Raw genomic sequence first — 22243 nt, forward strand, 5'->3', positions numbered from 1 at the left:
ACGCTGGCCTATTGCTTCCCATCCATGGGCGGATGAGCTTCGACCAGGCTGTCGCGCTCGCCGTCCTGATCGCGGTCGTCGGCGCCCTGATCTGGGGCCGTTTCCGGTCCGACGCCGTAGCGCTTGCCGGAGCTGCGGCGCTGGTCGGAGCCGGCGTGGTGCGCCCCGCCGAGATCCAGAGTGCGTTCGCAAGCCCTGCGCTGATCGCGCTCGCCTCCCTCTTCGTGATCGCCTACGCCATGGAGCTGTCCGGCCTCATCGGCGCCCTGATCCGACACGCCGTGCGGCTCTGCCGTGTGTTCGGGGCGGCAGGGCTGTGGATCGTCATCGTGCTTTGCGGGGCGGCGTCCGCCTTCCTAAACAACACGCCGATCGTGGTGATCGCCTCGCCCGTCGTCCGCGACGTCGCGCACTCCCTCGGCCTGTCGCCGCGGCGGTTCCTGATCCCGCTCTCCTACGCAACGGTGCTCGGCGGCTGCTGCACCCTGATCGGCACCTCGACGAACCTCCTGGTCAACGACATGGCCCGGAACGCCGGCCAGCCCACGTTCGGGGTCTTCGAGATCACCCCGGTGGCGCTCGCCCTGGCGGCGGTCGGCGGGCTCTACCTGCTGCTGTTCGGCGGCGCGATCCTCGGACGGGACGACCCCGCCCCCATGCGATCGAAGGCGATCGCCGCCGCGGAGGCCGCGCAGACCAGCGATGTGGCGCTTGGCGACGTCAGCCTCTTCGCGGCGGCGGACCGGCCGCTCGACACCGGGCGCGCGCTGATCTCGCTCGGCGTGTTCGTCGGCGTCGTCGCGGTGGCGGCGCTGGGCTATGCCCCGATCGCATCGTCCGCCTTCACCGGCGCAGTCCTGCTCGTGGTCCTGCGGGTCATCCGGCCGGAAGAGGCCTACAAGGGGCTGCGGCCCGACATCCTGCTGCTGATCGCCGGCATGGTGGTCGTGGGGCTGGCGCTGCAGCTGAGCGGCCTGGCCGATCGCGCGACGGCGTCCATGCTGCAGCTGGTGCAGGGCCTCGGCCCGTGCACGGCGCTCGCCCTGCTCTATGGCGTAACGCTGGTGCTCACGGAGGCGCTCTCCAACGCCGCGGTGGCCGTGCTGATGACCCCGGTGGCGGTGGCGCTGGCCGACAGCCTTTCGGTGAGCCCCAAGCCTTTCCTGGCCGCGGTCATGCTGGCGGCGAGCGCCGCTTTCGCGACGCCGTTCGGCTATCAGACCAACGTCCTGGTCTATCAGATGGGCGGGTACCGTTATTTCGACTTCGTGCGCATCGGACTGCCGCTCAACCTGCTCACCTGGGCGACGGCCATGGCCGCGCTGCCGGCCACATTTCCATTCTGACGCCTAGCCGAGCCGCGACACCGCCTCGGCCACCGCGTCGGTCTTCTCGACGATCACCATGTGTCCCGCCTCAGGGATGGAGACGAGCTCGCAGCTCTGGATTCCCTTCTTGAAGGCGTGGGCGTAGGTCGGCGGGATCAGCTTGTCGGAGTCGCCCCAGACCAGCACCGTGCGCGCCTTGATCCGGTAGAGCCGGCTGGCGAGGCCCCGCTCCGGGATAGGGAACAGGATGCGCCCTGCCATGCCCAGCTGGCGGGCGTTGGTGACCAGATAAGTCTGCAGGAAGTTTGGGTCCTCGACGTTGCGGTTGGCCGTCAGGATCGCCGCGCCCGCCTCGGCGTCGTGGAACAGGAGCGCCGGCATTTCGTAGGGCAGAATAGTGAAGAGGTCGACGATCGGATGCTCGTCGTCCCACAGGCCCGCCGGCGCGATCAGCGCCAGGCGCGAGACGTCGTTGGGCTGGATGGCGGCCATCTCGGCCGCGATCATCCCGCCCATCGAATGGCCGACGAGGATCGGATCCTTCAGCCCGAGCGCGGCGACGACGTCCCAGGTGTGCAGGGTGAAATCCAGCATGTCGCGGATCTCGGGCGCTTCCTGGCTGTCGCCGTAGCCGGGCACCAGCGGCGCATAGACGTGGTGGTTCCTGGCCAGCGCATTGACGAACGGATCCTCCGCGGTCACGCCGCCGGCGCCGTGCAGGAAGACGAGGTCGGGGCCGGATCCGCCTTCGACGTAGCGGACCGGCGCGTGCGGGGTCTGGACGGTCTTCAGTTCCATGATCGTCCTCTCCTCACTCGGCCGGGATCGGCGCGCGAAGCGGCTCGGCCGGCAAGGAGCCCGGCTTCACCTGCTTGATCGGGTGGCACCAGAAGCGCTCGTCGTCGGCGTGCTCCGGGAACATGTTCCTGAGCTTCGGCATCACCTTCTCGGCGAACAGCTTGGTCGAGTACATGCACTTCTCGGCGGGCATGTTCCCGACATGCATCAGGCAGAAGATGTTGCCGACGTGGAGGCCCTTGGCGAGCTCCTCCATCCGCTGGCGCACGGTTTCGGGGGAGCCCGCGATTACGTGCCCCCCCTCGGTCAGGTCCTTCCAGGTGAGCTCGCTGAAGCCCTGCGGGCGGCCGTATTGCGACAGCGCGCCGGACTGGATGGTCTTGATCGTGCGGTAGCCCGGGGCGTCGGCGAATCCCGGATAGACGTGCAGGCAGCGGTTGTAGAAGTAGTCGATGTGCGGCGCGTAGAGGCGCTCGGCCTCCTCGTCGGTCTCCGCGACGCAGATCGTCTGCGCGAAGCCCGCGCGATAGGGGCTCTTGTCCGGGGCGCCGCGCTCCTCGACCCGCTTCCAGTAGCCGTCCATCAGCGCCTTGGCGCGGAGGTAGCCGGTGAAGCTGAGGTAGGAGTACGAGTAGGTGTTGTCGATGCAGAAGTCGTAGGTCTCGACCGAGCCGCCGCCCGGGATGTGCACCGGCGGACGCGGCTGCTGGATCGGCCGCGGCCAGATGTTGACGTGCCGCAGCTTGTTGTAGCGGCCGTTGAAGGCGAACGGCTCGCGGGTTGTCCAGGCCTTGATGATCAGTTCGTGCGCCTCGGCGTATTTCTCGCGCGTCAGCGAGGGGATCTGGCCATAGCAGTAGTTGGTGTCCATCGAAGTGCCGACCGGGAACCCGGCCACCAGCCGCCCGCCGGAGATGCAGTCCAGCATCGCGAACTCTTCCGCCACCCGGACCGGCGGGTTGTAGAGCGCGATGGAGTTGCCCAGCACCACCAGCGCCACGTCCTGCGTGCGGCGCGCCAGGCCGGCGGCGATGATGTTCGGCGAGGGCATGATGCCGTAGCCGTTCTGGTGGTGCTCGTTGACCCCGATGCCATCGAACCCGAGGGAGGCGGCGTACTCCAGGAGGTCCATGTAGCGGTTGTAGACCTCGTGGCTCTTCACCGGGTCGAACAGTCGCTGGTCGATGTCGACCCATACCGAGCGGTTGGTCTCGCGGAAGTCGTCCGGCAGATAGGGCCAGGGCATCAGGTTGAACCAGGTGAACTTCATGGGCTCCTCCCAGGCCGTCTCTCTGCGCGGCGGTCTCCGTGAACGACGATAACCCAATGCGGGGCGGCGCCAAGCCGACTCGTGCATAGGCCTGCTCTATGCAAATTGCTTGGAAGATCGATTGGACCGGAGGGGCGCGGAAGCGGAGAACGGCGGTTCACAGCGAGGAGAACGGGCATGGCCGACGACATCAACATCGGGATCGACGCCGAGGGGCGCGGCAAGGTCGCCGGCGGGCTTTCGCACCTGCTCGCCGACACCTACGCCGTCTATCTGAAGACCCACGGCTATCATTGGAACGTGGAGGGGCCGAACTTCGCGGCGCTGCACCAGCTGTTCATGACCCAGTACGCCGAGATGTGGGCGGCCATCGATCTGGTCGCCGAGCGGATCCGGGCGCTGGGCGCCTTCGCCCCGCAGGGGTGTCGCGCGTTCGCCGTCCTTTCGGGCGTGCAGGACGGCGATCCGGAGCAGAGCGCCGAGGCCATGCTGGCCGAGCTGGTCCGCGACCACGAGGCGCTGGTCGCGGCCGCCCGCAAGGCGCGCGCGGCGGCCGATGCCGCCGGCGACGACGTGACCGCGAGCCTGATCGACGACCGGGTCGACGCCCACGAGAAGCACGCCTGGATGCTGCGTGCGAGCCTGGGCCGGCGCTGAGGCCGCGGCATGCCTGTGGAGATCAAGCGGGTCGAGACCATCTACAAGGGCTACGTCACGCTGATGCTGGCGACGCTCGAGGCCGAGGACGGCTCGACGTTCCGGCGCGAGATCGAGGACCACGGCCACGCGGTCGCGGTCCTGCCCTATGACGCCGATCGACGCTGCGCCTTGCTGGTCAGGCTGCCGCGCGCGCCGGCGGCCTGGGCGGGCGGCCCGCCCGAGCTCACCGAGGCGCCGGCCGGCATGATCGAGGACGAGACGGCGGAGGCCACCGCCCGGCGCGAGGCGCTGGAGGAGGCGGGCGTCCGCCTCGGGGCCCTGGAGCCGGTCGGCTCGCCATTCGCCTCGCCCGGCGTCTCCAGCGAGCGCATCCAGCTGTTCCTGGCGCCCTATGCGGCTGCCGACCGGATCGCCGCGGGCGGCGGCGCCGCGCACGAGCACGAGCACATCACGGTCGTCGAGCCGCGGCTGGACGCGCTCTGGCGGGCGGTGGAAGCCGACGGGATCCTCGACATGAAGACGCTCGTCCTGATCCAGGCGCTGAAAGTGCGGCGGCCGGGGCTGTTTGAGCCGTAGGCGCGCCACGCTAAAACGCGGCCTCATGCTCGCCCGCACCCTTCTCCCGGCCATTGCGATCGCGCTCGCGGCGACCGCCTGCGGCCGGGCGCCGGAACCCAGGCCGGCCACGGCGCCGGCGGCGTCCCTCGCCGAGCGGGTGAAGGTGCTGAACGGCGACGCGCTGACGGTGGACGGCGAGGACCTGAGGCTCGCCGACGCCTACGCGCCCCAGCCGATCCCCGATGCGCACTGCTGGGCCGAGGCGCTGGCGGCCCGGGAAGCGGCGCGTGAGACGCGAGCCCTGATCGCCGAAGGCCGCGAGATCAGCGTCAAACGCACCGGCCAGCGCGATGAGTACAACCGGGCGCTCGCCTACGTGACCCTGGACCGGCTGGACCTCGGCGACACGCTCTACAGCATGGGCCTGGCGGCGCGACGCGGGTCGGGGCCGTTCCGCTGGTGCGCGGGATTCAGCCAGGAGACGGCGGGCGCTCCGACCCTGCAGTCGCTGATGGGCCGCTGAGGCTGCGGCGCAATTGCGTTTCCTTCCGCCACGGCGCCGAACTATCGTTGCGGTGAGCCAACTGTGGAGGACGCCATGCGTGACCTGATCATTCGCGGCGGGACGATCGTCGACGGAACGGGCGCGGAGCCGTTCGTGGGCGACGTCGCCGTCCAGGGCGATCGGATCGTGGAGGTCGGCGTGGTCACCGGACCCGCCCGCCGCGAGATCGACGCCAGCGGCATGATCGTGACGCCCGGCTGGGTCGACATCCACACCCATTACGACGGCCAGGCGACGTGGGATTCGCTGCTGGCGCCCTCCAGCTGGCACGGCGTGACGACGGCGGTGATGGGCAACTGCGGCGTCGGTTTCGCGCCGGTCCGGCCAGGCGCCGAGCAGTTCCTGATCGAACTGATGGAAGGCGTGGAGGACATCCCAGGCTCGGCGCTGGCCGAGGGCATCGATTGGAAATGGGAGAGCTTCCCCGAGTACCTCGACGCGCTGGAGGCCAAGCCGCGGGCCATCGACGTCGGGACGCATGTCCCGCACGGGGCGATACGCGCCTATGTCCTGGGCGAGCGCTGCAACACCGACTATCAGCCGAACCCGGCGGAGATCGCCGAAATGGCGGCCCTGGTGCGCGAGGGGGTGGCGGCCGGCGCGCTCGGCTTCTCCACCTCGCGCACCCTGCTGCACAAGGACAAGAAGGGAGTCCACGTGCCCGGCACCTTCGCCGGGTCCGACGAGATGCTGGCGCTGGGTCTCGCCATGAAGGGCTTGACGCACGGCGTCTTCGAAATGGTCTCCGACCACCTCGGCGAAGACGACGAATGGGCCTGGGTCAAGGACTTCGCCCACCAGACGGGCCTGCCGGTCACCCTGGTCGCCACCTCGGCCGGCGCCTATGAGGGCAACAAGATGTACAACATCGCCGAGCAGGCGCGCGCCCAGGGCATGGACATCCGGCCACAGATCGCCGGGCGGCCCACCGGCATCCTCCACGGCCTGACCTCCAACTTCCACATCTTCGCCGCGCATCCGACCTTCCGCCGCGACATCGCCCCCCTGCCGCTGGCGGAGAAGCTCCAGGCGATGCGCCGGCCGGAGGTGCGCGCGGCGCTGATGGCCGAACAGAGCGGCATGCGCCTGGGCGCCATGGCCAACGGGCCGGAGGAGCTGCTCTGGCGCGTGTTCCCGCTGGGCGAGAACCCGAACTACGAGCCTGACCGTGAGCACAGCGTGCGCGGCATGGCGGAAGCCGCCGGCGTGTCGCCCTTGGAGATGATGTACGACCTGCTGCTGCGCGATGGCGGGCGCGAGCTGTTCTACCAGCCGCTCGGCGCGTACCAGTCGTACAACTTCGACTTCTTCCGCAAGAACATGGAGCACCCGAACGTGTTGTTCGGGCTTTCCGACGGCGGCGCCCATTGCGGGGTGATCGCCGACGCCGGCATGCCGACGTTCATCCTGACCCACTGGGCCCGCGACCGGGTCAAGGGCGACCGCTTCCCGCTGTCGTTCCTGGTGAAGAAGCTGACCAGCGACACGGCCCGCGCTTACGGCTTGCACGACCGCGGTCAACTGAAGCCCGGCCTGCTGGCCGATCTGAACGTGATCGATTTCGAGGCGCTCCGGCTGCATCGGCCGGTCGCGGTCGAGGACCTGCCGGCCGGCGGGCGGCGGCTCGTACAACGAGCCGAGGGCTACCGCTACACCGTGAAGTCGGGCGAGGTGACGTTCGAGGACGGCGCGCCCACCGGCGCGCTGCCCGGACGGCTGGTCCGCGGTGGGCGCGAAGCGGTGATCCTGCAGGCTGCCGAGTAGCGCCCGCTAGGGCTTGCAGCGCGTCGGGCGCTTGGCCTCCTCCAGGAGGATCGGGCGGATGATCGACGTCCAGATCGCGTAGCCGTCGGCCGTCATGTGCAGCCGATCGGGACGATAGATGTCCTTCGGCTGGCCGTTCTGCAGCATGGCTGGGACCACGTCGATCAACCGCAGATCCTTCCGGCGCCCCGCCATGGCGAGGATCTCGGCGTTGGTCTGCGCTTGCTTGTCCAGCTGCTCGAAACGGAGCTTCGAGGGCTTCAGCGAGACAAAGTAGACCGGTGCGGCCCCCAGCGCCTTGGTCTTCAGGTCCATGAATCGGGCGAAGTCGGCGGCGACCTGGTCGGGCGTCTTGCCCGCAGCGATATCATTCTCGCCGGCGTAGAAGATGATGGCGCGCGGACGGTAGGGCGCGACCACCTGGGCGAAATAGTAATCGACGTCGGAAATCTCCGAGCCGCCGAAGCCGCGGTTGATCACCGGCAGCGGGGCCATGTCCTTGTCCAGGCTCGACCAGAATCGGATCGAGGAGGAGCCGGTGAACAGGAAGCCGCAGGGCGGCGGCTTCGCTTGCGCGTCGGCCGCGGCGAAGGCCGCGATCTCCGGGGCGAACCGCTCAGGGCCGCGCGAGGGGACGGCCGCGGCGGGCCTGGCGGACTGCGCGAGCGCCGGCCCGGCGAGCGCCAGGGCGGCGACGAAGGCGAGATTGACGATGCGCATTGAACCCTCCCCGGTTTGCCTGGGAGACTAGCGCGGCCGCAGCCGCGCGCCACCCGGAACCGCGTGGCAGGGGCGCGGTTCACCTCGGCGGAGGATGGCATGGCCAACGATGATCCGCGCGCCGGACGCCGGCCCGGCTTCGTCGGCTGGGCGCTGGACAGGGCCCAACGTGACGACCTGCTGAGGCGGCTGCCGCCGCGGTACCGCGACGTGGTCGCCGATCATGTGACGCTCAAGTTCGGCGGAGGCGAGGGATTGCTCCCCACCGACACCTGGGGCGACATCGTGGGCGAGGCGGACGATGGAACGGGCGTCCAGGCCATGGTCGTCGCGATCCGCGGAACCACGGACCGCCCCGACGGCTCGACCTATCACATCACCTGGTCGCTGGCGCCCGGCCGCGACGCCAAGGAGAGCAACGAGGTGATCGCCCGCCTGGGCTGGCGCAGCTTTTCCGAGCCGGTCCGAGTGAGGCTCGAGCCGAAGGCGTACGGCCGCTGACGGCAAGATTGGCAGCAGTCTGGGCACATGAGTGCTAAGTTGCTGATCTTAAGGAACATTTTTTCGAATCATGCATAACTAGACTGCGCGGCCGCCGCGCGGTCGCGCTTCGGATCCACAACGCCGAGGTTGTTTGATGCTGGCGTCGCCCGAGTTCCGCAGGCAGCTCGAAGGCTACGGGCTGACCACCGCGGAAATCCTCTACCGGATGCCCGACCACCCGTCCTTGCTGCAGAGCTACATCTGGCAGGACTACGACCTATGCCCGGATTTCCCGGTGCTTCGGAAATTCCTGGATTTCTGGGCCCGCACGCTCGACGGCGCCCTGTTCAAGGTGACGGTCGGCCACTGCAAGCTGATCAAGCCCGCCGAGCTGAATGCGCTGGGCGCGGAGTTCAAGCTCAACTAGCCACCTCGACAAGATCGCGGTCCCGATGCGTGATGGCGGACCCGACGCCCGAGGTCCGCCCGCTTGCGCAAGCTTCCGCCGCTCCTTCTGGCCGCCGCCGCGGCCCTGATGATCGCCGGCTGCCAGGGCAAGCCCCAGCGGCCCGCGTGTCCGAAGGGACAGCGGTGCCTGGAGTTCGGCCTCGCCTCCGAACCCGCCACGCTCGATTCCCAACGAGCCAACACCGTCACCGAATCGTGGGTGATCGGCGACATGATGGAAGGGCTTACCACCGACGGCCCCGACGCAAGCCCGGTCCCCGGCGGGGCGACATCATGGGAGACCAGCCCAGACGGTCTGGTCTGGACCTTTCACCTGCGACCCAACGCCCGCTGGTCGGACGGCGCGCCGGTCACCGCCGACGACTACGTTTTCGGCCTGCAGCGGTTGCTCGATCCGAAGACCGCCTCGATCTACGCCTACCTCGCCTACGTCATAAAAGGCGCCCAGGCGATCAGCGAGGGCAAGGCGCCCCCGGCGAGCCTCGGCGCGAAGGCGCTCGACCGCTACACCGTGCAGCTCACCCTCGAGCATCCGGCCCCTTACCTGCTCGAACTCACCAAGCACCAGAGCTTCTATCCCGCCCCACGGCACGCCGTGGCGAAATACGGCGACGGCTGGGTCGCGCCCGGCAAGTACGTCTCGAACGGACCCTACAGGCTGGTTTCCTGGAATCTCGGCGACCACATCACCCTCGCCAAGAACCGCTATTTCCACGATGCCGGGCACGTCTGCCTCGACCGGGTCGACTATTTCCAGACGCCCGACGCGATCGCCGCCGAACGACGGGTCCAGCGCGGCGAGCTCGACATCAGCAACACCTTCCAGTCCAACCGGATCGACCGCCTGCGCAAGGTGATGCCCGGCTACGTGCACACCCACACGGTGCTGGCCACCAGCTATCTCTCGTTCAACACGCGCGACGTGCGGCCGTTCAAGGACGTGCGCGTCCGCCGGGCGCTGTCGGAATCCCTCGACCGGGACTTCATGACCGCCAAACTGATGCGCGCGGGCCAGCGGCCGGCTTACGCCTTCGTGCCGCCCGGGACTGCGAACTACCCGTTCGGGCCAAAGACCCGCTGGGCCGACGCCTCGTTCCCGCAGCGGCAGATCGAGGCCAAGGCGCTACTTGCCCAGGCGGGCTTCACCCCGGCCCATCCGCTCAAATTCCAGCTGAAGACCACCAACAACAGCGAGAGCCTGCTGCTGGCGGAGGCCATCCAGGCCGACTGGCGCGCGATCGGCGTCGACGCCTCGATCCTGCAGAACGATGCGCCGGTGGCGTTCGCCGCCTTCGCCAACCGCGACTTCGACGTGGGCACGATGGCCTGGTACGGCGACTTCAACGACCCGATGACCTTCCTGGGCCTCTTGAAGTCCGACGTCGGCGCGCAGAACTACGGCGACTACAAGAATGCCGCCTACGACGCCCTGCTAGGCAAAGCCGACCGCGAGCCCGACGCCGTCCGCCGCGGCGCGATCCTGGCGCGGGCGGAGCAGATCATGCTCGACGACGAGGGGATCGCGCCGCTCTTTTACACCGTGGGTCGCGCCCTGGTGAATCCGCGGATCACCGGCTGGGTCGACAATTCGGAAAACTGGCACCGCAGCCGGTGGCTCTGCGTCAGGTGAACGCGCTCCGGGCCGCAGACGTCGCGCCTCGCTCAGCGATACTCGTAGTGGCAGTGCTCTCTGCCGTTGTGCTTGGCGATCTGGTGGCCCGCCACAGCGCCGACGCCGGCGCCGATCAGGGTGCCGCCGAGCTTGCCGCCATGGTGCGAGACGGCGTTGCCCAGAAGGCCGCCGGTGATCGCCCCCACGGCGGTGCCCGTGTTGCGGGCGTGTCGGCTCGCGCCGCAGACCAGGACCCGATGGCGATGGTGTTTCGCCTGGGCGGCCACCGGGGCGGCGGCCAGGCTCAGGCTGGCCAGCGCCAGGGTCGCCGAAGCGATCAGCTTGTTTCGCACGGGTCTCTTCTCCTTCGGTTTCGGCGCGACGCACAGGGACTAGAACCCCTGCCCACGCCCAAGGTTGCCCATAGGTCGCCCGTCGGGACGCCAGAACAGACGGAACCGAATCCCGACTCCCCGGCTTTTTTCGGGCATCGCCGGACAGGGGACAGTCGTCCCGCAACCGGCGCCACTGGAGAAACGATATGTCAGTCCTTGCCTGGATCGTTCTGGGCCTCATCGCCGGCTTCATCGCCAGCAAGCTCGTGAACCGGACCGGCGGCAGCCTGGTCTGGGACCTCGTGCTCGGCGTGATCGGCGCCTTCGTGGGCGGGTTCCTGTTCACCCGCTTCGGCGCCGCCGGCGTGAGCGGCCTCAACATCTATTCGATCCTCGTGGCGATCATAGGCGCCGTGGTGGTGCTATTCATCTACCACGCTCTGGTCGGCCGCCGAGCCCTATAGCTCGTGCCGCTCCGGCCAGCCGGAGCCCGAGGAGAAAGAAGCGAAGCCCCGCCCCCGGGCGGCGGGGCTTTTTCTTGCCGCCTACCCGGGCCCGATCGGCACGCCCACCACCGCCTTCACGATCCAACGATCCTCCGGTCGGCCATAGCCATAGCCCGCCCCGAGGTTGAGGTCCCAGCGGCCAAGGCTGGTGTCGAGCACGAGGTAGGTCTGGTGGTCGGCCTCGGAGAGCCGCCCGAAGCGGCGCCCGCGGCCCAGGCCATTGTAGCTCTCCAGCCCGACGGAGGTCTTCTCGCCGATGCGATAGGCGGCTTTGGCGGCGAGCTGGAAGTCGACCGGCGTGTGCTCGGGGCCGGATACCATCCAGTCGACGTTCAGGTTGGCCGCCAGCGTCCAGGGCCCCTTACGCGCGCCCACGATGCCTTTCAGCTCGGCATTCCAGGGATTGATGTCGAGGTTCCTGGCGGCCTTCCCGATCTCGAAATTCAGGCCCCAGAACCAGTCCTGGTCCTTCGGACGCGGGGCCACCCACTTGATCCGCGCCTTGACGCCGCCCGCACGGAAGCTGCCGTCCCGGTCGATGGTGGCGAGCGGCAGATAGAGGCCAAGCTCGGTATCCGGATCGAGCGCATAGCTCCATTCGGGCGTAATGCGGGTGCGCCCTTCCGAGGCCTGCTCGCCAGGGAACTCGGGATCGACGCGGCCCTTGGGAACGTAGTTGAGGTGGACATCGAGGCCGAGCTCGTGCGGCGGGCCGATCTCGTCCATGTAGACCTGGATCTCCTCGTCGGCCGCCCGCGCCGATGACGCCGCGAGCACGGCCGTCGCGCTCGCCGCCGCCAAGACCGCTCCGCGGACGCTTCGCGCCATGCGCCACTCTCCCCCCGCCTTGCTGCGGAACGCAGAGCCTAGGCTGACGGTTGGCTGTCCGTCGACCTCGAAGGAGACCCCGATGGCTGACGACATCCGCAAGCGCGAGGACCGCGCGGGTCCGCAAACGGGCCACGGCGACGGCGCGGCCTACGGCTCCGGCTACGGGGCGGGCGGGCTGGGCTCGGGCGGCGACCGGGCCGACGGCGGCGAGGCGGGCGCGCGCCGCGACGGCTGGGATGCGCCCGGCGTGACCGCCGACGGCCATCGGACCGGCTCGCCGGACGACGGGCCGCGCACGGCGATGGATGGCGAAGGCGAGCCCGTTCCAGACCGCGACGCCGAGCCTCGGGACGACTGAGGCTCCCTGGCCTCAGTTCATGCCCGCCATCATCGTCGCATCCTCGCGGCGGGCGAGAATGACCGTCTGGGCATCGATCTTCCGCCCGGATTCGGCGAGCTCCAGATGGATGTGGTCGGTGATGCCGCCATAGCGCGCCTGCAGGCTGTGGGCCGTCCCGATCGGAGTCCCGAGCGCCACGCTGTTTCCCACCTCCACCACAGGGTCGACGTAGAACACCCGCGCCTCGATGTGCAGGGCGGGGTTGTCGATCTCCACGTACTTGAAGCGTGGGTCGCCCGGGTAGGCGTAGCCGATCTTCGAGACGAAACCCGAGATCGGCGCACTCACCGTCTGGCCGGCCCGGGAGTCGTAGTCGACGCCTTCGTGCGGACGGGTCCCGCCGTCGCGGCTGGCGTGGAAGTAGCCGTCGCCAAAGGCGTCATGCCCGCGCGGCGCCCGCCCGGTCGGATTGGCGAAGTCCGGCGCGCCGTCCCCATCCAGGTCGACGCCGTCCCAGGTCGGCTCCTCGGCTGTGTGCGGCGGCTGCGCCGCCCCTTGCTGCGGAGCCGCTGTGATCTGCAGCAAAGGCGCGGCCGGCGCGGAACTCCCGGCGCGGGCCGCGGCGTCCGCCACCCCGACCGACAGCACGACCGCGCCGAGGGCAAGGGCAAGAAGGCCCGGACCTCCTAGGGCGTGGGTGCGGCGATGAATGAGATTAACAAGCTCGGCTCTAGAACGAAGGGTCGGGCGCATGCGCGCTACATGCCGCAGACGTGCATCCATACTAATGTGTCATCTCGCCGCTAGCCATTACACGTTCGAGGCTACTGTCGCCTTCCTGACGTTTATTTAGAATTGCCAAGCTTTGTTTCTGAGTGCTGATCCACAGCGCCGCCCGTGGCGTGCCCGCCGAGTCGCCTAAGCCTGCGCCGCGCGACCCGCGGAGGCGCCGGCGATGCGGCCGAACACGGCCCCGGCCATCAGGCCCGTGCCCCCCGGATAGTTCTCGTAGAACAGCCCGCCCACGATCTCGCCGGCCGCGTACAGGCCGGGGATCGGCGCGAGGTCCACGTCCAGAACCTGGGCATCGCGATCGATGCGCAGGCCGCCGAAGGTGAAGGTGACGCCGCAGGTGACGGCGTAGGCCTCGAACGGCGGCTGGTCGAGGGTGTTGGCCCAGTTGGACTTCGGGATCGCCAGGCCTTCGGTGCGGCGGCCGTCCTTGACGTTGGGGTCGAAGGCGATATCGGTGCGCACCGCGGCGTTGTAGGCGCGGATCGTGGCGAGCGCGGCTGCCGCATCGACGTCCTCCAGCCCGGCGCAGAGCTCCTCCAGGGAGCCGGCCGAGACCTTGGTCACCTGCCGGATGCGGTATTCGTCGCGCAGCAGGTGGCGCACCTTGGCGTCGAAGACCTGCCAGGCGAACTGCCGCGGCTGCCTCAGGATCTCGCGGCCATACCTGGCGTAGGTGTAGTTGCGGAAGTCCGCGCCCTCGTCGAGGAACCGCTCGCCGCGGGCGTTCAGCATGATCCCGAACGGATAGGAGTGCTTCTGGAAGCCGTCGCCGACCGCGGGGTCGCCGAATTCCGGGGCGTTGCGCTCCCAGGCGACGGCATGGCAGCCGGACCACTGCCCGGCCGGCATGGCCCCGATCTCCAGCGCCATCCTGTGCCCGTCGCCGGTGTTGAAGCGCGTGCCGCGCACCTTGGCCAGATCCCAGCCGGGACCCAGGTAGCGCGTGCGCCACTCGACGTTGCCCTGGAAGCCGCCGCAGGCCAGCACCACGGCGTTCGCTGTGACCTCGCGCGTGCGGCCGGCCTGCCTGAGACACACCCCCCGCACGCCGCTGTCGCCGGCGATCAGCGAGACGACCCGCGCGCCATAGGCCACCTCGATGCTCTGCCCGGCGGCGATGCGCGTCCAGGCCTCCACCAGCCCCGGCCCGCCGCCATGCGCCTCGACCGTGAGCCCGCCCCAGAAGGTGAAGCGGCCGTCGACCTGGAACGCCTGCCGCCCCCAGATCGGCGCGAACCTGTGGCCCTGCTCGGCCATCCAGAGCATGGTCGGCCCGGAGCGCGTGACCAGCAGCTCGCACAGCTCAGGGTCGGTCCGGTAGTCGGTGACGCGGCCCATGTCCTCGAAGAACCGGGCCTGCGGATAGGTCCCGAAGTCGGACCGGGCGACCTCGTCGTCGGTAAGGTCCGGCATCAGGCGGCGCAGGTCCTCCACTCCGTCGTAAGCGAAGCGCATGGCCCCGGCGGTGAAGCGGCTGTCGCCGCCGGCCTCCTCGGCTGGGGCGCGCTCCAGCACCAGCACAGAGGCGCCGGCCTCGCGCGCCGCGACCGCCGCGGCGAAGGCGGCATTGCCGGCGCCCACGACGACGACGTCAACCATGGGATCGACCTCTCCGCGCTCTGAAAGGAAGCGGCGACTATAGCTTGCCAGAGCGTCATACAAGGCGCCTAAGCTCGGCCGCTTGACCGAGGGGAGGGCGCGAGATGTGGGGCGTGAGATCGGCTGCGCGTGCGCTGGCGGCCGCCGTTGTTCTGGGCGGGGCGCCGGCCGAGGCCGCGGGCCTTCTGCGGGGCGAGCCGGTCCCGACCGGCCAGGCGATCACGCCCTCCGCCGCGCCCGGCGCGATTTTCCAGCCGCTGAACCCGGATCTGCCCAGCAATCCGGGCTACACGGCCGGCCAGGCCGCCGCGGTGGCGCTCTCGCCCGACGGCCGCACCCTGCTCATCCTCACAAGCGGCTTCAACCGCATGCTGGGACCCGCCAAGGTGATCATGGAGGAGTCCTCGGAATACGTCTTCGTCTACGACGTCGGCGGCGCACGTCCCGTGAAGCGCCAGGTGCTCAAAGTGGACAACACCTTCCTGGGCCTCGCCTGGGCGCCCTCAGGCGAGCGGTTCTATGTCTCAGGCGGCGTCGACGACAAGGTCCTGGAGTTCGAGGGCCAGCCGGGCTCCTACCGGCTCGGCCGGGTGTTCCCGCTCGGCCACAAGGCCGGCCTCGGCCTGGAGGTTCGACCCTCCGCGGCGGGCCTCGCCGTGAGCCCCGACGGCAAGCGGCTGCTGGTCGCCAACGTGCAGAACGATTCCGTCAGCCTGATCGACCTGGCGAGCGGCCGGGTCAGCGAGACCGACCTCAGGCCCGGCAAGGGGGTTCCCGGCGGGACCTTCCCGCGAGCGGTCGCCTGGACATCCAACGGCAAGGCCTATGCCGCGAGCGAGCGCGACCGCGAGGTGATCGCCCTGCGCCTCACCGCCCAGGGTCTTTCGGTAGGCGCGCGGATCAAGGTGCGCGGCCAGCCGGTCTTCCTGCTGCCCGCCGCCGGGGGCCGACGGCTCTACGCGGCGATGGACAACACCGACGGCGTGGCGGTGATCGATCCTGTGGCCGACAAGCTTATCGAGCGGATTCCGACCGCCGCGCCCAGGGCGGTGCTGGCGCGAACCGGCCCGCTGGGCGGGGCCGGCTCCAACGGCCTCGCGCTCTCCCCCGATCGGCGCACCCTGCTGGTGACCAACGGCGGGGAGAACGCGCTGGCCGTCATCCGGCTCTCCGACCGCGCCGCTGGCCTGAACGCACCGTCCCAGCCCCGCCGAAAGGACGACGGCGATGATGCGCCGCGCGCCGCCGCCCGGTCGGAGGTCGTCGGCCTGATCCCCACCGGCTGGTATCCCACTGCGGTCGCGGCGCGTCCGGACGGCGGCCAGGTCTATGTGGTCAACGGGAAGTCCAACCCCGGGCCGAACCCTGACGCCTGCCGCAACAACCTGTCGATCGCCCCCGACGCAAGGCACGCCTGCCAGGCGACGAACCACTATGTCTGGCAGCTTGAGAAGGCGGGCTTCCTCACCCTGCCCATGCCCCGACCGGCCGACCTTGCCGAACTGACCCGCCAGGTCGCGGCGAACGATCACTTTCCGGGCTCGCGCGACACCCGCGCCGCCGAGGCCGTGATGGCGCAGTTGCGCGGCAAGATCCATCACGTGATCTACATCGTGAAGGAGAACCGCACCTACGATCAGATCCTTGGCGATCTGGAAGTGGGCAACGGCGATCCCAAGCTGGCGATCTTCGGCCGCGCGATCACCCCCAACCAGCACGCGCTGGCCCGCGAGTTCGTCGACCTCGACACTTTTTTCGACTCCGGCGAAAGCTCCAACACCGGCTGGGACTGGACGACGGCGGCCAGGACCAACGACTGGACCGAGCGCGAGTCGCCGGTGAACTACGCCCAGCGCGGCCTGCAATACGACCAGGAAGGCCCGAACCGGAACGTCAACGTGGGCTATGCGACCACGGCCGAGCGGCTGAAGGTCAACCCGCTGACGCCCAACGATCCCGACGTCCTGCCGGGCACGGCCGATATCGCCGGCCTTGATGCGCCGGAGGCCGCCAACGCCGGCTACATCTGGGACGGCGCCCTTAGGGCCGGGCTGTCGGTCCGCAACTGGGGCTTCTTCGGCGATCTGTCGCTCTACGAGCCGGACGCCGGCCAGGCGCAGATCCCGCTCGATCGGGAGCCCTGGAAGACGCACCGGCAGGTGTTCTTCCCCGCCAAGGCCTCGCTGATGGCGATTACCGACCCCTACTTCCGCGGCTTCGACCAGGCGTTCCCCGACTACTGGCGGTTCAAGGAGTGGGAGCGGGAGTTCGACGGCTTCGTGAGGGCGGGCAAGGCTCCGGATCTGATGCTGGTGCGCCTGCCGCACGACCACACAGGCGACTTCAAGCGCGGCATCGACGGCCTGAACTCGGTGGAGACCGAGGTGGCGGACAACGACTATGCCGTGGGTCTGCTCGTCGAGAAGGTCGCCGCGAGCCCGTTCGCCAAGGACACGCTGATCTTCGTCCTCGAGGACGACGCCCAGGACGGGCCCGACCACGTCAACGCCCACCGCTCGGTGGCGTTCATCGTCGGCCCGTACGTCAAAAAGCGTGCGGTGGTGAAGACCCGCTACACCACGGTCAGCCTGGTCCGCACCATGGAGGACATCCTGGGGGTCAAGCCGACCGGCCTGACCGACGGCCTCGCCGAACCCATGGCCGACGTTTTCGATCCGAACGCTGCGCCGACCTGGAGCTACCGGGCGCGCATCGCGCCGGTGCTGCGGACGACCAAGCTGCCGCTGCCGCCCGCCCCTTCGGCGGCGGCCGCCTGTGCGGTGAAGCCGACGCACGACGGGGCCTACTGGGCCAAGGTGATGGCCGGCCAGGACTTCAGCCAGGAGGACCGGCTGGACACCGGCGCCTACAATCTGGCGCTCTGGAAGGGGCTGAAGGGCGATGCGCCCTATCCGGCGGCGCGCAGCGGACGCGACCTTCGGGCCAACCGCGCGGCGCTCCTGGCCAAGGTCAAGCTCGACGATTGCGCGCCCTAGCTGCGGCCGGCGCGCACCGGCGGCAGCTCGCCGCGGCTGGCGGCGATGCCGAGCTGCAGGCTCTGGCCGATCATCTCGGCCTTGGCTGTGAACAGCGCCGCGGCCTCGGGCGGGCAGACCTCGGCCGCGGTTTCGCGCCACAGGTGTAGCCAGCGAGCGAAATGGGTGGGCCGGATGCCCTCGACCCGGGTGTGCGCGACCATCGGCGAGCCATGGAAGCGGCCGGTCATCAGCAAGACCGACGACCAGAAGTCGCACATCTTCGCCAGGTGCGGATCCCAGTCGCCGCCGATCACGCGGGCGAAGACCGGGCCCAGCGCCGGGTCCTTGCGGATCTTGCCGTAGAAGGCGTGCACCAGGTCGTGGATCATCGCCTCGGTCACGCCCACCGGCGTGCCGGGCGCGAGTTGGGCGCGGCGGGCCGAAACCGCCTTGAGGTCGTCGACTTCGTTAGCCATGCCCGTTATCTGGGAAGCCCGGCCCGGCCTCGCCAGACGACGGCCTGTCGCACGGCCGAGCGTCCTTCGGCGACCACCCTCACGGCTCGAGACGGCTCTTCTCACGCAGCACCCGGTCGAGATGCTTGCGTTCATCCTGCAAGAGTTTTCCGAGGCGCTTGCGCGCGCTCGGATCGGATTCCTGCGCGAGCGCGCTTTCGAACCGCTCGATGTTCTTTCGGTGGGCGTACTCTTCCATGGGGCTCGTTCCCCAACGGTGAGCTGACCGGAGGCATACTCGCCGCCCGGCGTTTCAGGCTTGTGTCGCACCGCAGCTTACTCGGCATGAGCGATGCACGCCTCGAGGTTTTCCATCCTGGAGCCTCACTCGAAGCGGAGCGCCTCGATGGGATCGAGCCGCGAGGCCTTCCGAGCCGGATAAAAGCCGAAGAAGACTCCCACCGCGGCCGAGAAAAGGAATCCGCCGACGAGCGCCGCCGGCGAAATGGGCACCGGCCAGCCGGTCGTCGCCGCGATGATCAAGGACGCCGCCAGACCGGCCAGAATGCCAAGGCCGCCGCCGGTCACGCTGAGCAGCACGGCCTCGGCCAGGAACTGCAGCAGGACGTGCAGACGCCGGGCGCCAATCGCCATGCGCAGCCCGATCTCCCGCGTCCGCTCGGTGACCGAGACCAGCAGGATGTTCATGATGCCGATGCCGCCCACGACCAGCGAGATCGACGCCACGACGGCGAGCAGGATGGCCAAGATCCGGCCGCTGTTGGCGGCCGTGTCGGCGATCTGGCTCAGGTTGCGGACGGAGAAGTCGTCGTCGGCGCCGGCGGCCAGCCGGTGGGTGCGGCGCAGGATCCGGCTCACCTGATCGATCGCCGGCTGCACCTCGGCGCCGCTCGCCGCCTGCACGAAAATGGTGTTGACCCGACCGGTCAGCTTGGGCTGCAGGCCGAAGGGGTTGGGCGGTGGCAGGTAGATGGCGGCCAGCCCGCTCTGGGCGCTGATTGGCGCGGCCACCCCGAGCACCTTCCGCTCGGCCGTGGAGAACGGGATCATCACCAGGTCGTCCTGGTCCTGGCCCATCGCCGACTGGCCTTTGGAGGCCAGCACCCCGACCACCTTCAGCGGCGCGCCGCGCACCAGGATGGTCGCCCCCAGCGGATTGGCCGAGGCGCCGAACAGCTGCGCGTAGACGGTCTGGCCGATGAGCACGACCATCGCCGCTCCATCGTCGTCGGCCTGGGTGATCGGCCGGCCCGCGGCGATCCTCCAATTGGTGGCGGAGGGATAGGTGGGCGAGACGCCCTGCACGCCGGTCGTCCAGTTCTGGTTGGCGTACTGCACCTGGGCGCTCTGGCGGATCAGGTAGCTCACGTCGGCTACCGCCGGGGCGTCGCGCCGGATCGCCTGGGCGTCGCGCACGGTGAGGGTGGAGGACGAGCCAAAACCGCCGCGGACCCCGCCCGCGGTTGTCGCCCCAGGCAGGATGATCACGAGGTTGGTCCCCAGGCTCTCGATCTGCTTCTTGACGGCGGCGTTAGCTCCCTGTCCGAGCGAAACCATGGCGATCAAGGCCGCGACGCCGATGAACACGCCGAGCATGGTCAGCGCGGAGCGCATCTTGTTGCGGATCAGCGCCTGCAGGGCCGCGCCCACGATCATCACGCCGAAGCCCGCATGCACGGCGCCATCCGGCTCGAGCCGCGGAAGAGCCTGACGTGCGCCGGCCGCGAGCTCCTGCGGCTTTGCGTTGACCCGGTCGGAGACGATCTTCCCGTCGCGCATGGTGATGATGCGCTGGGCGTAGGCGGCGATGTCCGGCTCGTGGGTGACGAGGACGATGGTCAGGCCCTGATCGCGGTTGAGCGTCGAGAGCGTCTGCATGATCTCGTGCGACGTCTTGCTGTCGAGGTTCCCGGTGGGTTCGTCGGCCAGCAACAGGCTCGGACCGTTGATCAGGGCGCGGGCGATGGCGACGCGTTGTTGCTGGCCGCCCGACAGCTGGCCCGGGGTGTTGGCTTCGCGATCGGAGAGACCCAGCAGCGTCAGGGCGGCGCGGGCGCGGGCCAGCCGCTCCTTGTCGCTGCGCGGGCCCGACCGGGCGTAGACCAGCGGCAGCGCCACGTTTTCCAGCGCCGAGGTGCGCGGCAGAAGGTTGAAGGACTGGAAGACGAAGCCCAGACGTTCGCTTCGGATGCCGGCGAGCTCGGGCTCGCTCAGAGCCGCCACTTCGAGGCCCTCGAAAACATAACGGCCGCCGGTGGGTCGATCCAGGCACCCCAGAATGGACATCAGGGTCGATTTGCCGGACCCCGACGATCCCATGATGGCCACGAACTCGCCGCGGCGGATGGTCAGGCTCGCGCCCTGCAGGGCGCGGACCTGCATGTCGCCCACGCGATAGACCCGCTCCAGGTCGTGCGCCTCGAGCACGACCTCGGTTCGCACGGCGGCTTCCATGGCCTAAAGCCTCGGAAGCCGCGGCGCGGCGCCCCCGCCGCCGTGACCAGTGCGGGCGCCGGCGGCGGTGTGTTGCGTCCGCCCGGTCGTCTGACCCGTGATCACCGCATCTCCGGCCTTCAGCGCGCCGGAGCGCGTGATCTCGGTGTAGGCGTCGTCTTCCAGCCCGGTGCGCACGGCGACCGGCGCGGGTTTTCCGTCCCTCAGCACCCAGAGCTTGTCGGGCGGTCCCGCCTGCCCGGATCCGGCAAGTCCGCCCGGCGAGAAGCGCAAGGCGGCGTTCGGCGCCCGCAGCGCGTCCTCGCGCCGATCGGTAAGAATGCGCACCGTCGCGGTCATGCCGGGCTTGAGCTTCAGCTCCGAATTGTCGACCGCGATCACGACGTCATAGGTGACCACGTTCTGCACGGTCTGCGGCGCCTGGCGCACCTGGCTCACGAGCCCGCGGAACAGCCGGTTCGGGAAGGCTTCCACCGTGAAGCTCGCGGCATCCCCCGCCTTGATGCCGCGCGTCTCGGACTCCACGTCGCTTTCGCTGACGTTGGTGTCCACCTGCATCTTGGTGAGGTCCTGGGCGATCAGGAACAGCGTGGGCGTCTGGAAACTCGCCGCCACCGTCTGGCCCTGGGTCACGTTGCGCGAGACCACCACGCCATCCACCGGCGAGACGATGCGCGTATAGCCCAGGTTGACCTCGGCGGCGTCGAGAGCCGCCTGCCGCTGGTGGATGGTCCCCTGGTCGATGGCGATCTGCGCGATCGCCTGGTCGCGCTGCGCCCGCACGCTGTCGCCGGTGTCGGGAGCGACCCAGCCGCCCGCCACGAGCTTGGCGTTCCGCGACTCGTTGAGCCGAGCGTAGGTCAGGCTGGCTTGGTCCTTGAGCAGCTGGGCCTTGGCCGTCTCGAGCGCCGCCCTGCTCTGGTCGACGACCAGCTGATACGGGCGGGGATCGATCGTGGCGCAGACCTGGCCCTTATGAACCATCGTGTTGAAGTCGCAGCTGATGTCGCGGACGACGCCCGAGACATAGGAGCCCACGATCACCGTCAGCACCGGATTCACCGTGCCGGAGGCCGTCACGGCCCGGGCGACTGGACCGCGGTCCAATGCCGCCGTCACGTAGCCCATTGGGGCCGGCCCATGTGTCTGGCGCCACCACACGCCGCCCCCGACCAGGAGGGCCGCCCCGGCTACGCCCCAGAGCAGAGCCCGTGTCCGCGCCCGCCGGCGCGAAGGGGTCGTCGTTCGGTCGGGCGTCGCAGCGCTCGGGATCGCCGGGCTGGGCGGGGCGGCGGTGCGGGTGAGGACGTCGCTCCGCATCCGGTTCATCCGACGACCTCCGGTTCGGGGTTGCGCATCGCGCCCCGCCCCTCCGCCAGGCGCCCCCCGGGGATCCACACGATGTCGTTCATTCCGGGAGGCGTCATGCGAGGAGCCTCGGCCGGCGGGCGACGCGACGCCTTGAGGGAGGTCAACGAAGCCGCGGAACGTTTGATCAGGATCAGGGCGCGTGCTCCACGGCCGCTGACGCGGGGCCTTGCGGCGCTCCGAGGCGTTGATTAGGTTCCGCCGCTCACTCGGCAGGCCCCTCCAGGCGGCCTCGCACCGGCTCGGAGAGGTGGCTGAGTGGTTGAAAGCACCGCACTCGAAATGCGGCATACTCGCAAGGGTATCGAGGGTTCGAATCCCTCCCTCTCCGCCAC

At 69.4% G+C, this 22243-nt stretch carries 22 protein-coding genes and 1 tRNA gene; 12 read left to right on the plus strand and 11 right to left on the minus strand.

Annotation, left to right across the window (positions count from 1 at the left end; all coding sequences use genetic code 11):
- Positions 1-32: 32 nt before the first annotated feature.
- Positions 33-1346, plus strand: a complete 1314-nt coding sequence (locus tag Q0W60_RS05185; RefSeq protein WP_297693245.1) for an SLC13 family permease — start codon at positions 33-35, stop codon at positions 1344-1346.
- A gap of 3 nt (positions 1347-1349) precedes the next feature.
- Here the strand turns inward: Q0W60_RS05185 and Q0W60_RS05190 are convergent, their stop codons facing one another.
- Together Q0W60_RS05190 and Q0W60_RS05195 are read right to left on the minus strand one after the other, a co-directional pair.
- Positions 1350-2126: an alpha/beta fold hydrolase gene (locus tag Q0W60_RS05190; protein ID WP_297693247.1), complete on the minus strand. Its 777-nt coding sequence runs from the start codon at positions 2124-2126 to the stop codon at positions 1350-1352.
- A 13-nt stretch (positions 2127-2139) separates the two neighbouring features.
- Positions 2140-3396, minus strand: a complete 1257-nt coding sequence (locus tag Q0W60_RS05195) for an LLM class flavin-dependent oxidoreductase (RefSeq protein WP_297693249.1) — start codon at positions 3394-3396, stop codon at positions 2140-2142.
- Positions 3397-3573: 177 nt separating this feature from the next.
- Here Q0W60_RS05195 and Q0W60_RS05200 point away from each other — a divergent pair, with 177 nt between their 5' ends.
- The 4 genes from Q0W60_RS05200 (at position 3574) to Q0W60_RS05215 (ending at position 6943) form a co-directional block, all read left to right on the plus strand.
- Entirely contained in the window at positions 3574-4053 is a 480-nt protein-coding gene (locus Q0W60_RS05200; protein ID WP_297693250.1) for a Dps family protein, read from the plus strand.
- A gap of 9 nt (positions 4054-4062) precedes the next feature.
- Positions 4063-4632, plus strand: coding sequence for an NUDIX domain-containing protein (locus tag Q0W60_RS05205; RefSeq protein WP_297693252.1), 570 nt, complete (start codon positions 4063-4065; stop codon positions 4630-4632).
- A gap of 25 nt (positions 4633-4657) precedes the next feature.
- On the plus strand, positions 4658-5137 hold the full coding sequence (locus Q0W60_RS05210) for a nuclease (RefSeq protein WP_297693254.1): 480 nt from the start codon (positions 4658-4660) through the stop codon (positions 5135-5137).
- A gap of 75 nt (positions 5138-5212) precedes the next feature.
- Complete coding sequence (locus Q0W60_RS05215; protein WP_297693256.1) at positions 5213-6943, plus strand: amidohydrolase family protein; 1731 nt, start codon at positions 5213-5215, stop codon at positions 6941-6943.
- A 6-nt stretch (positions 6944-6949) separates the two neighbouring features.
- Here Q0W60_RS05215 and Q0W60_RS05220 read toward each other — a convergent pair whose 3' ends face one another.
- Entirely contained in the window at positions 6950-7663 is a 714-nt protein-coding gene (locus Q0W60_RS05220) for a GDSL-type esterase/lipase family protein (protein WP_297693258.1), read from the minus strand.
- A 99-nt stretch (positions 7664-7762) separates the two neighbouring features.
- Here Q0W60_RS05220 and Q0W60_RS05225 point away from each other — a divergent pair, with 99 nt between their 5' ends.
- The 3 genes from Q0W60_RS05225 (at position 7763) to Q0W60_RS05235 (ending at position 10244) form a co-directional block, all read left to right on the plus strand.
- Entirely contained in the window at positions 7763-8164 is a 402-nt protein-coding gene (locus tag Q0W60_RS05225; RefSeq protein ID WP_297693260.1) for a hypothetical protein, read from the plus strand.
- A gap of 136 nt (positions 8165-8300) precedes the next feature.
- Positions 8301-8573, plus strand: coding sequence for an usg protein (locus Q0W60_RS05230; RefSeq protein WP_297693262.1), 273 nt, complete (start codon positions 8301-8303; stop codon positions 8571-8573).
- A gap of 63 nt (positions 8574-8636) precedes the next feature.
- Positions 8637-10244, plus strand: coding sequence for a peptide ABC transporter substrate-binding protein (locus Q0W60_RS05235; protein ID WP_297693264.1), 1608 nt, complete (start codon positions 8637-8639; stop codon positions 10242-10244).
- 32 nt (positions 10245-10276) lie between these two features.
- On the opposite strand, the gene Q0W60_RS05240 is transcribed toward Q0W60_RS05235, so the two are convergent.
- A complete protein-coding gene (locus tag Q0W60_RS05240; protein ID WP_297693266.1) occupies positions 10277-10579 on the minus strand; it encodes a glycine zipper domain-containing protein in 303 nt (100 codons plus the stop codon).
- A 188-nt stretch (positions 10580-10767) separates the two neighbouring features.
- On the opposite strand from Q0W60_RS05240, the gene Q0W60_RS05245 reads away from it, so the two are divergent.
- Complete coding sequence (locus Q0W60_RS05245; protein ID WP_297693268.1) at positions 10768-11025, plus strand: GlsB/YeaQ/YmgE family stress response membrane protein; 258 nt, start codon at positions 10768-10770, stop codon at positions 11023-11025.
- A gap of 81 nt (positions 11026-11106) precedes the next feature.
- Here Q0W60_RS05245 and Q0W60_RS05250 read toward each other — a convergent pair whose 3' ends face one another.
- Entirely contained in the window at positions 11107-11895 is a 789-nt protein-coding gene (locus Q0W60_RS05250; RefSeq protein WP_297693270.1) for a hypothetical protein, read from the minus strand.
- Positions 11896-11977: 82 nt separating this feature from the next.
- On the opposite strand from Q0W60_RS05250, the gene Q0W60_RS05255 reads away from it, so the two are divergent.
- Positions 11978-12256: a hypothetical protein gene (locus tag Q0W60_RS05255; RefSeq protein WP_297693272.1), complete on the plus strand. Its 279-nt coding sequence runs from the start codon at positions 11978-11980 to the stop codon at positions 12254-12256.
- 12 nt (positions 12257-12268) lie between these two features.
- Here the strand turns inward: Q0W60_RS05255 and Q0W60_RS05260 are convergent, their stop codons facing one another.
- A complete protein-coding gene (locus Q0W60_RS05260) occupies positions 12269-12886 on the minus strand; it encodes a peptidoglycan DD-metalloendopeptidase family protein (protein ID WP_297693274.1) in 618 nt (205 codons plus the stop codon).
- A gap of 270 nt (positions 12887-13156) precedes the next feature.
- Entirely contained in the window at positions 13157-14632 is a 1476-nt protein-coding gene (tcuA, locus tag Q0W60_RS05265) for an FAD-dependent tricarballylate dehydrogenase TcuA (protein ID WP_297693275.1), read from the minus strand.
- A gap of 113 nt (positions 14633-14745) precedes the next feature.
- Here tcuA and Q0W60_RS05270 point away from each other — a divergent pair, with 113 nt between their 5' ends.
- Positions 14746-17628: a bifunctional YncE family protein/alkaline phosphatase family protein gene (locus tag Q0W60_RS05270; protein WP_297693277.1), complete on the plus strand. Its 2883-nt coding sequence runs from the start codon at positions 14746-14748 to the stop codon at positions 17626-17628.
- Here the strand turns inward: Q0W60_RS05270 and Q0W60_RS05275 are convergent.
- The 4 genes from Q0W60_RS05275 to Q0W60_RS05290 form a co-directional block, all read right to left on the minus strand.
- A complete protein-coding gene (locus Q0W60_RS05275) occupies positions 17625-18086 on the minus strand; it encodes a group III truncated hemoglobin (protein ID WP_297693280.1) in 462 nt (153 codons plus the stop codon). The two genes, Q0W60_RS05270 and Q0W60_RS05275, sit on opposite strands and share 4 nt — an antisense overlap.
- A gap of 79 nt (positions 18087-18165) precedes the next feature.
- Entirely contained in the window at positions 18166-18324 is a 159-nt protein-coding gene (locus tag Q0W60_RS05280; protein WP_297693282.1) for a ferritin family protein, read from the minus strand.
- Positions 18325-18449: 125 nt separating this feature from the next.
- Complete coding sequence (locus tag Q0W60_RS05285) at positions 18450-20528, minus strand: ABC transporter permease (RefSeq protein WP_297693284.1); 2079 nt, start codon at positions 20526-20528, stop codon at positions 18450-18452.
- 15 nt (positions 20529-20543) lie between these two features.
- Positions 20544-21860: an efflux RND transporter periplasmic adaptor subunit gene (locus Q0W60_RS05290; protein WP_297693286.1), complete on the minus strand. Its 1317-nt coding sequence runs from the start codon at positions 21858-21860 to the stop codon at positions 20544-20546.
- 292 nt (positions 21861-22152) lie between these two features.
- On the opposite strand from Q0W60_RS05290, the gene Q0W60_RS05295 reads away from it, so the two are divergent.
- Positions 22153-22242, plus strand: a tRNA-Ser gene (locus tag Q0W60_RS05295).
- Position 22243 lies beyond the last annotated feature (1 nt).

Origin of the sequence: Phenylobacterium sp. (genome assembly GCF_025934275.1) — a bacterium.
Taxonomy (GTDB): domain Bacteria; phylum Pseudomonadota; class Alphaproteobacteria; order Caulobacterales; family Caulobacteraceae; genus Phenylobacterium.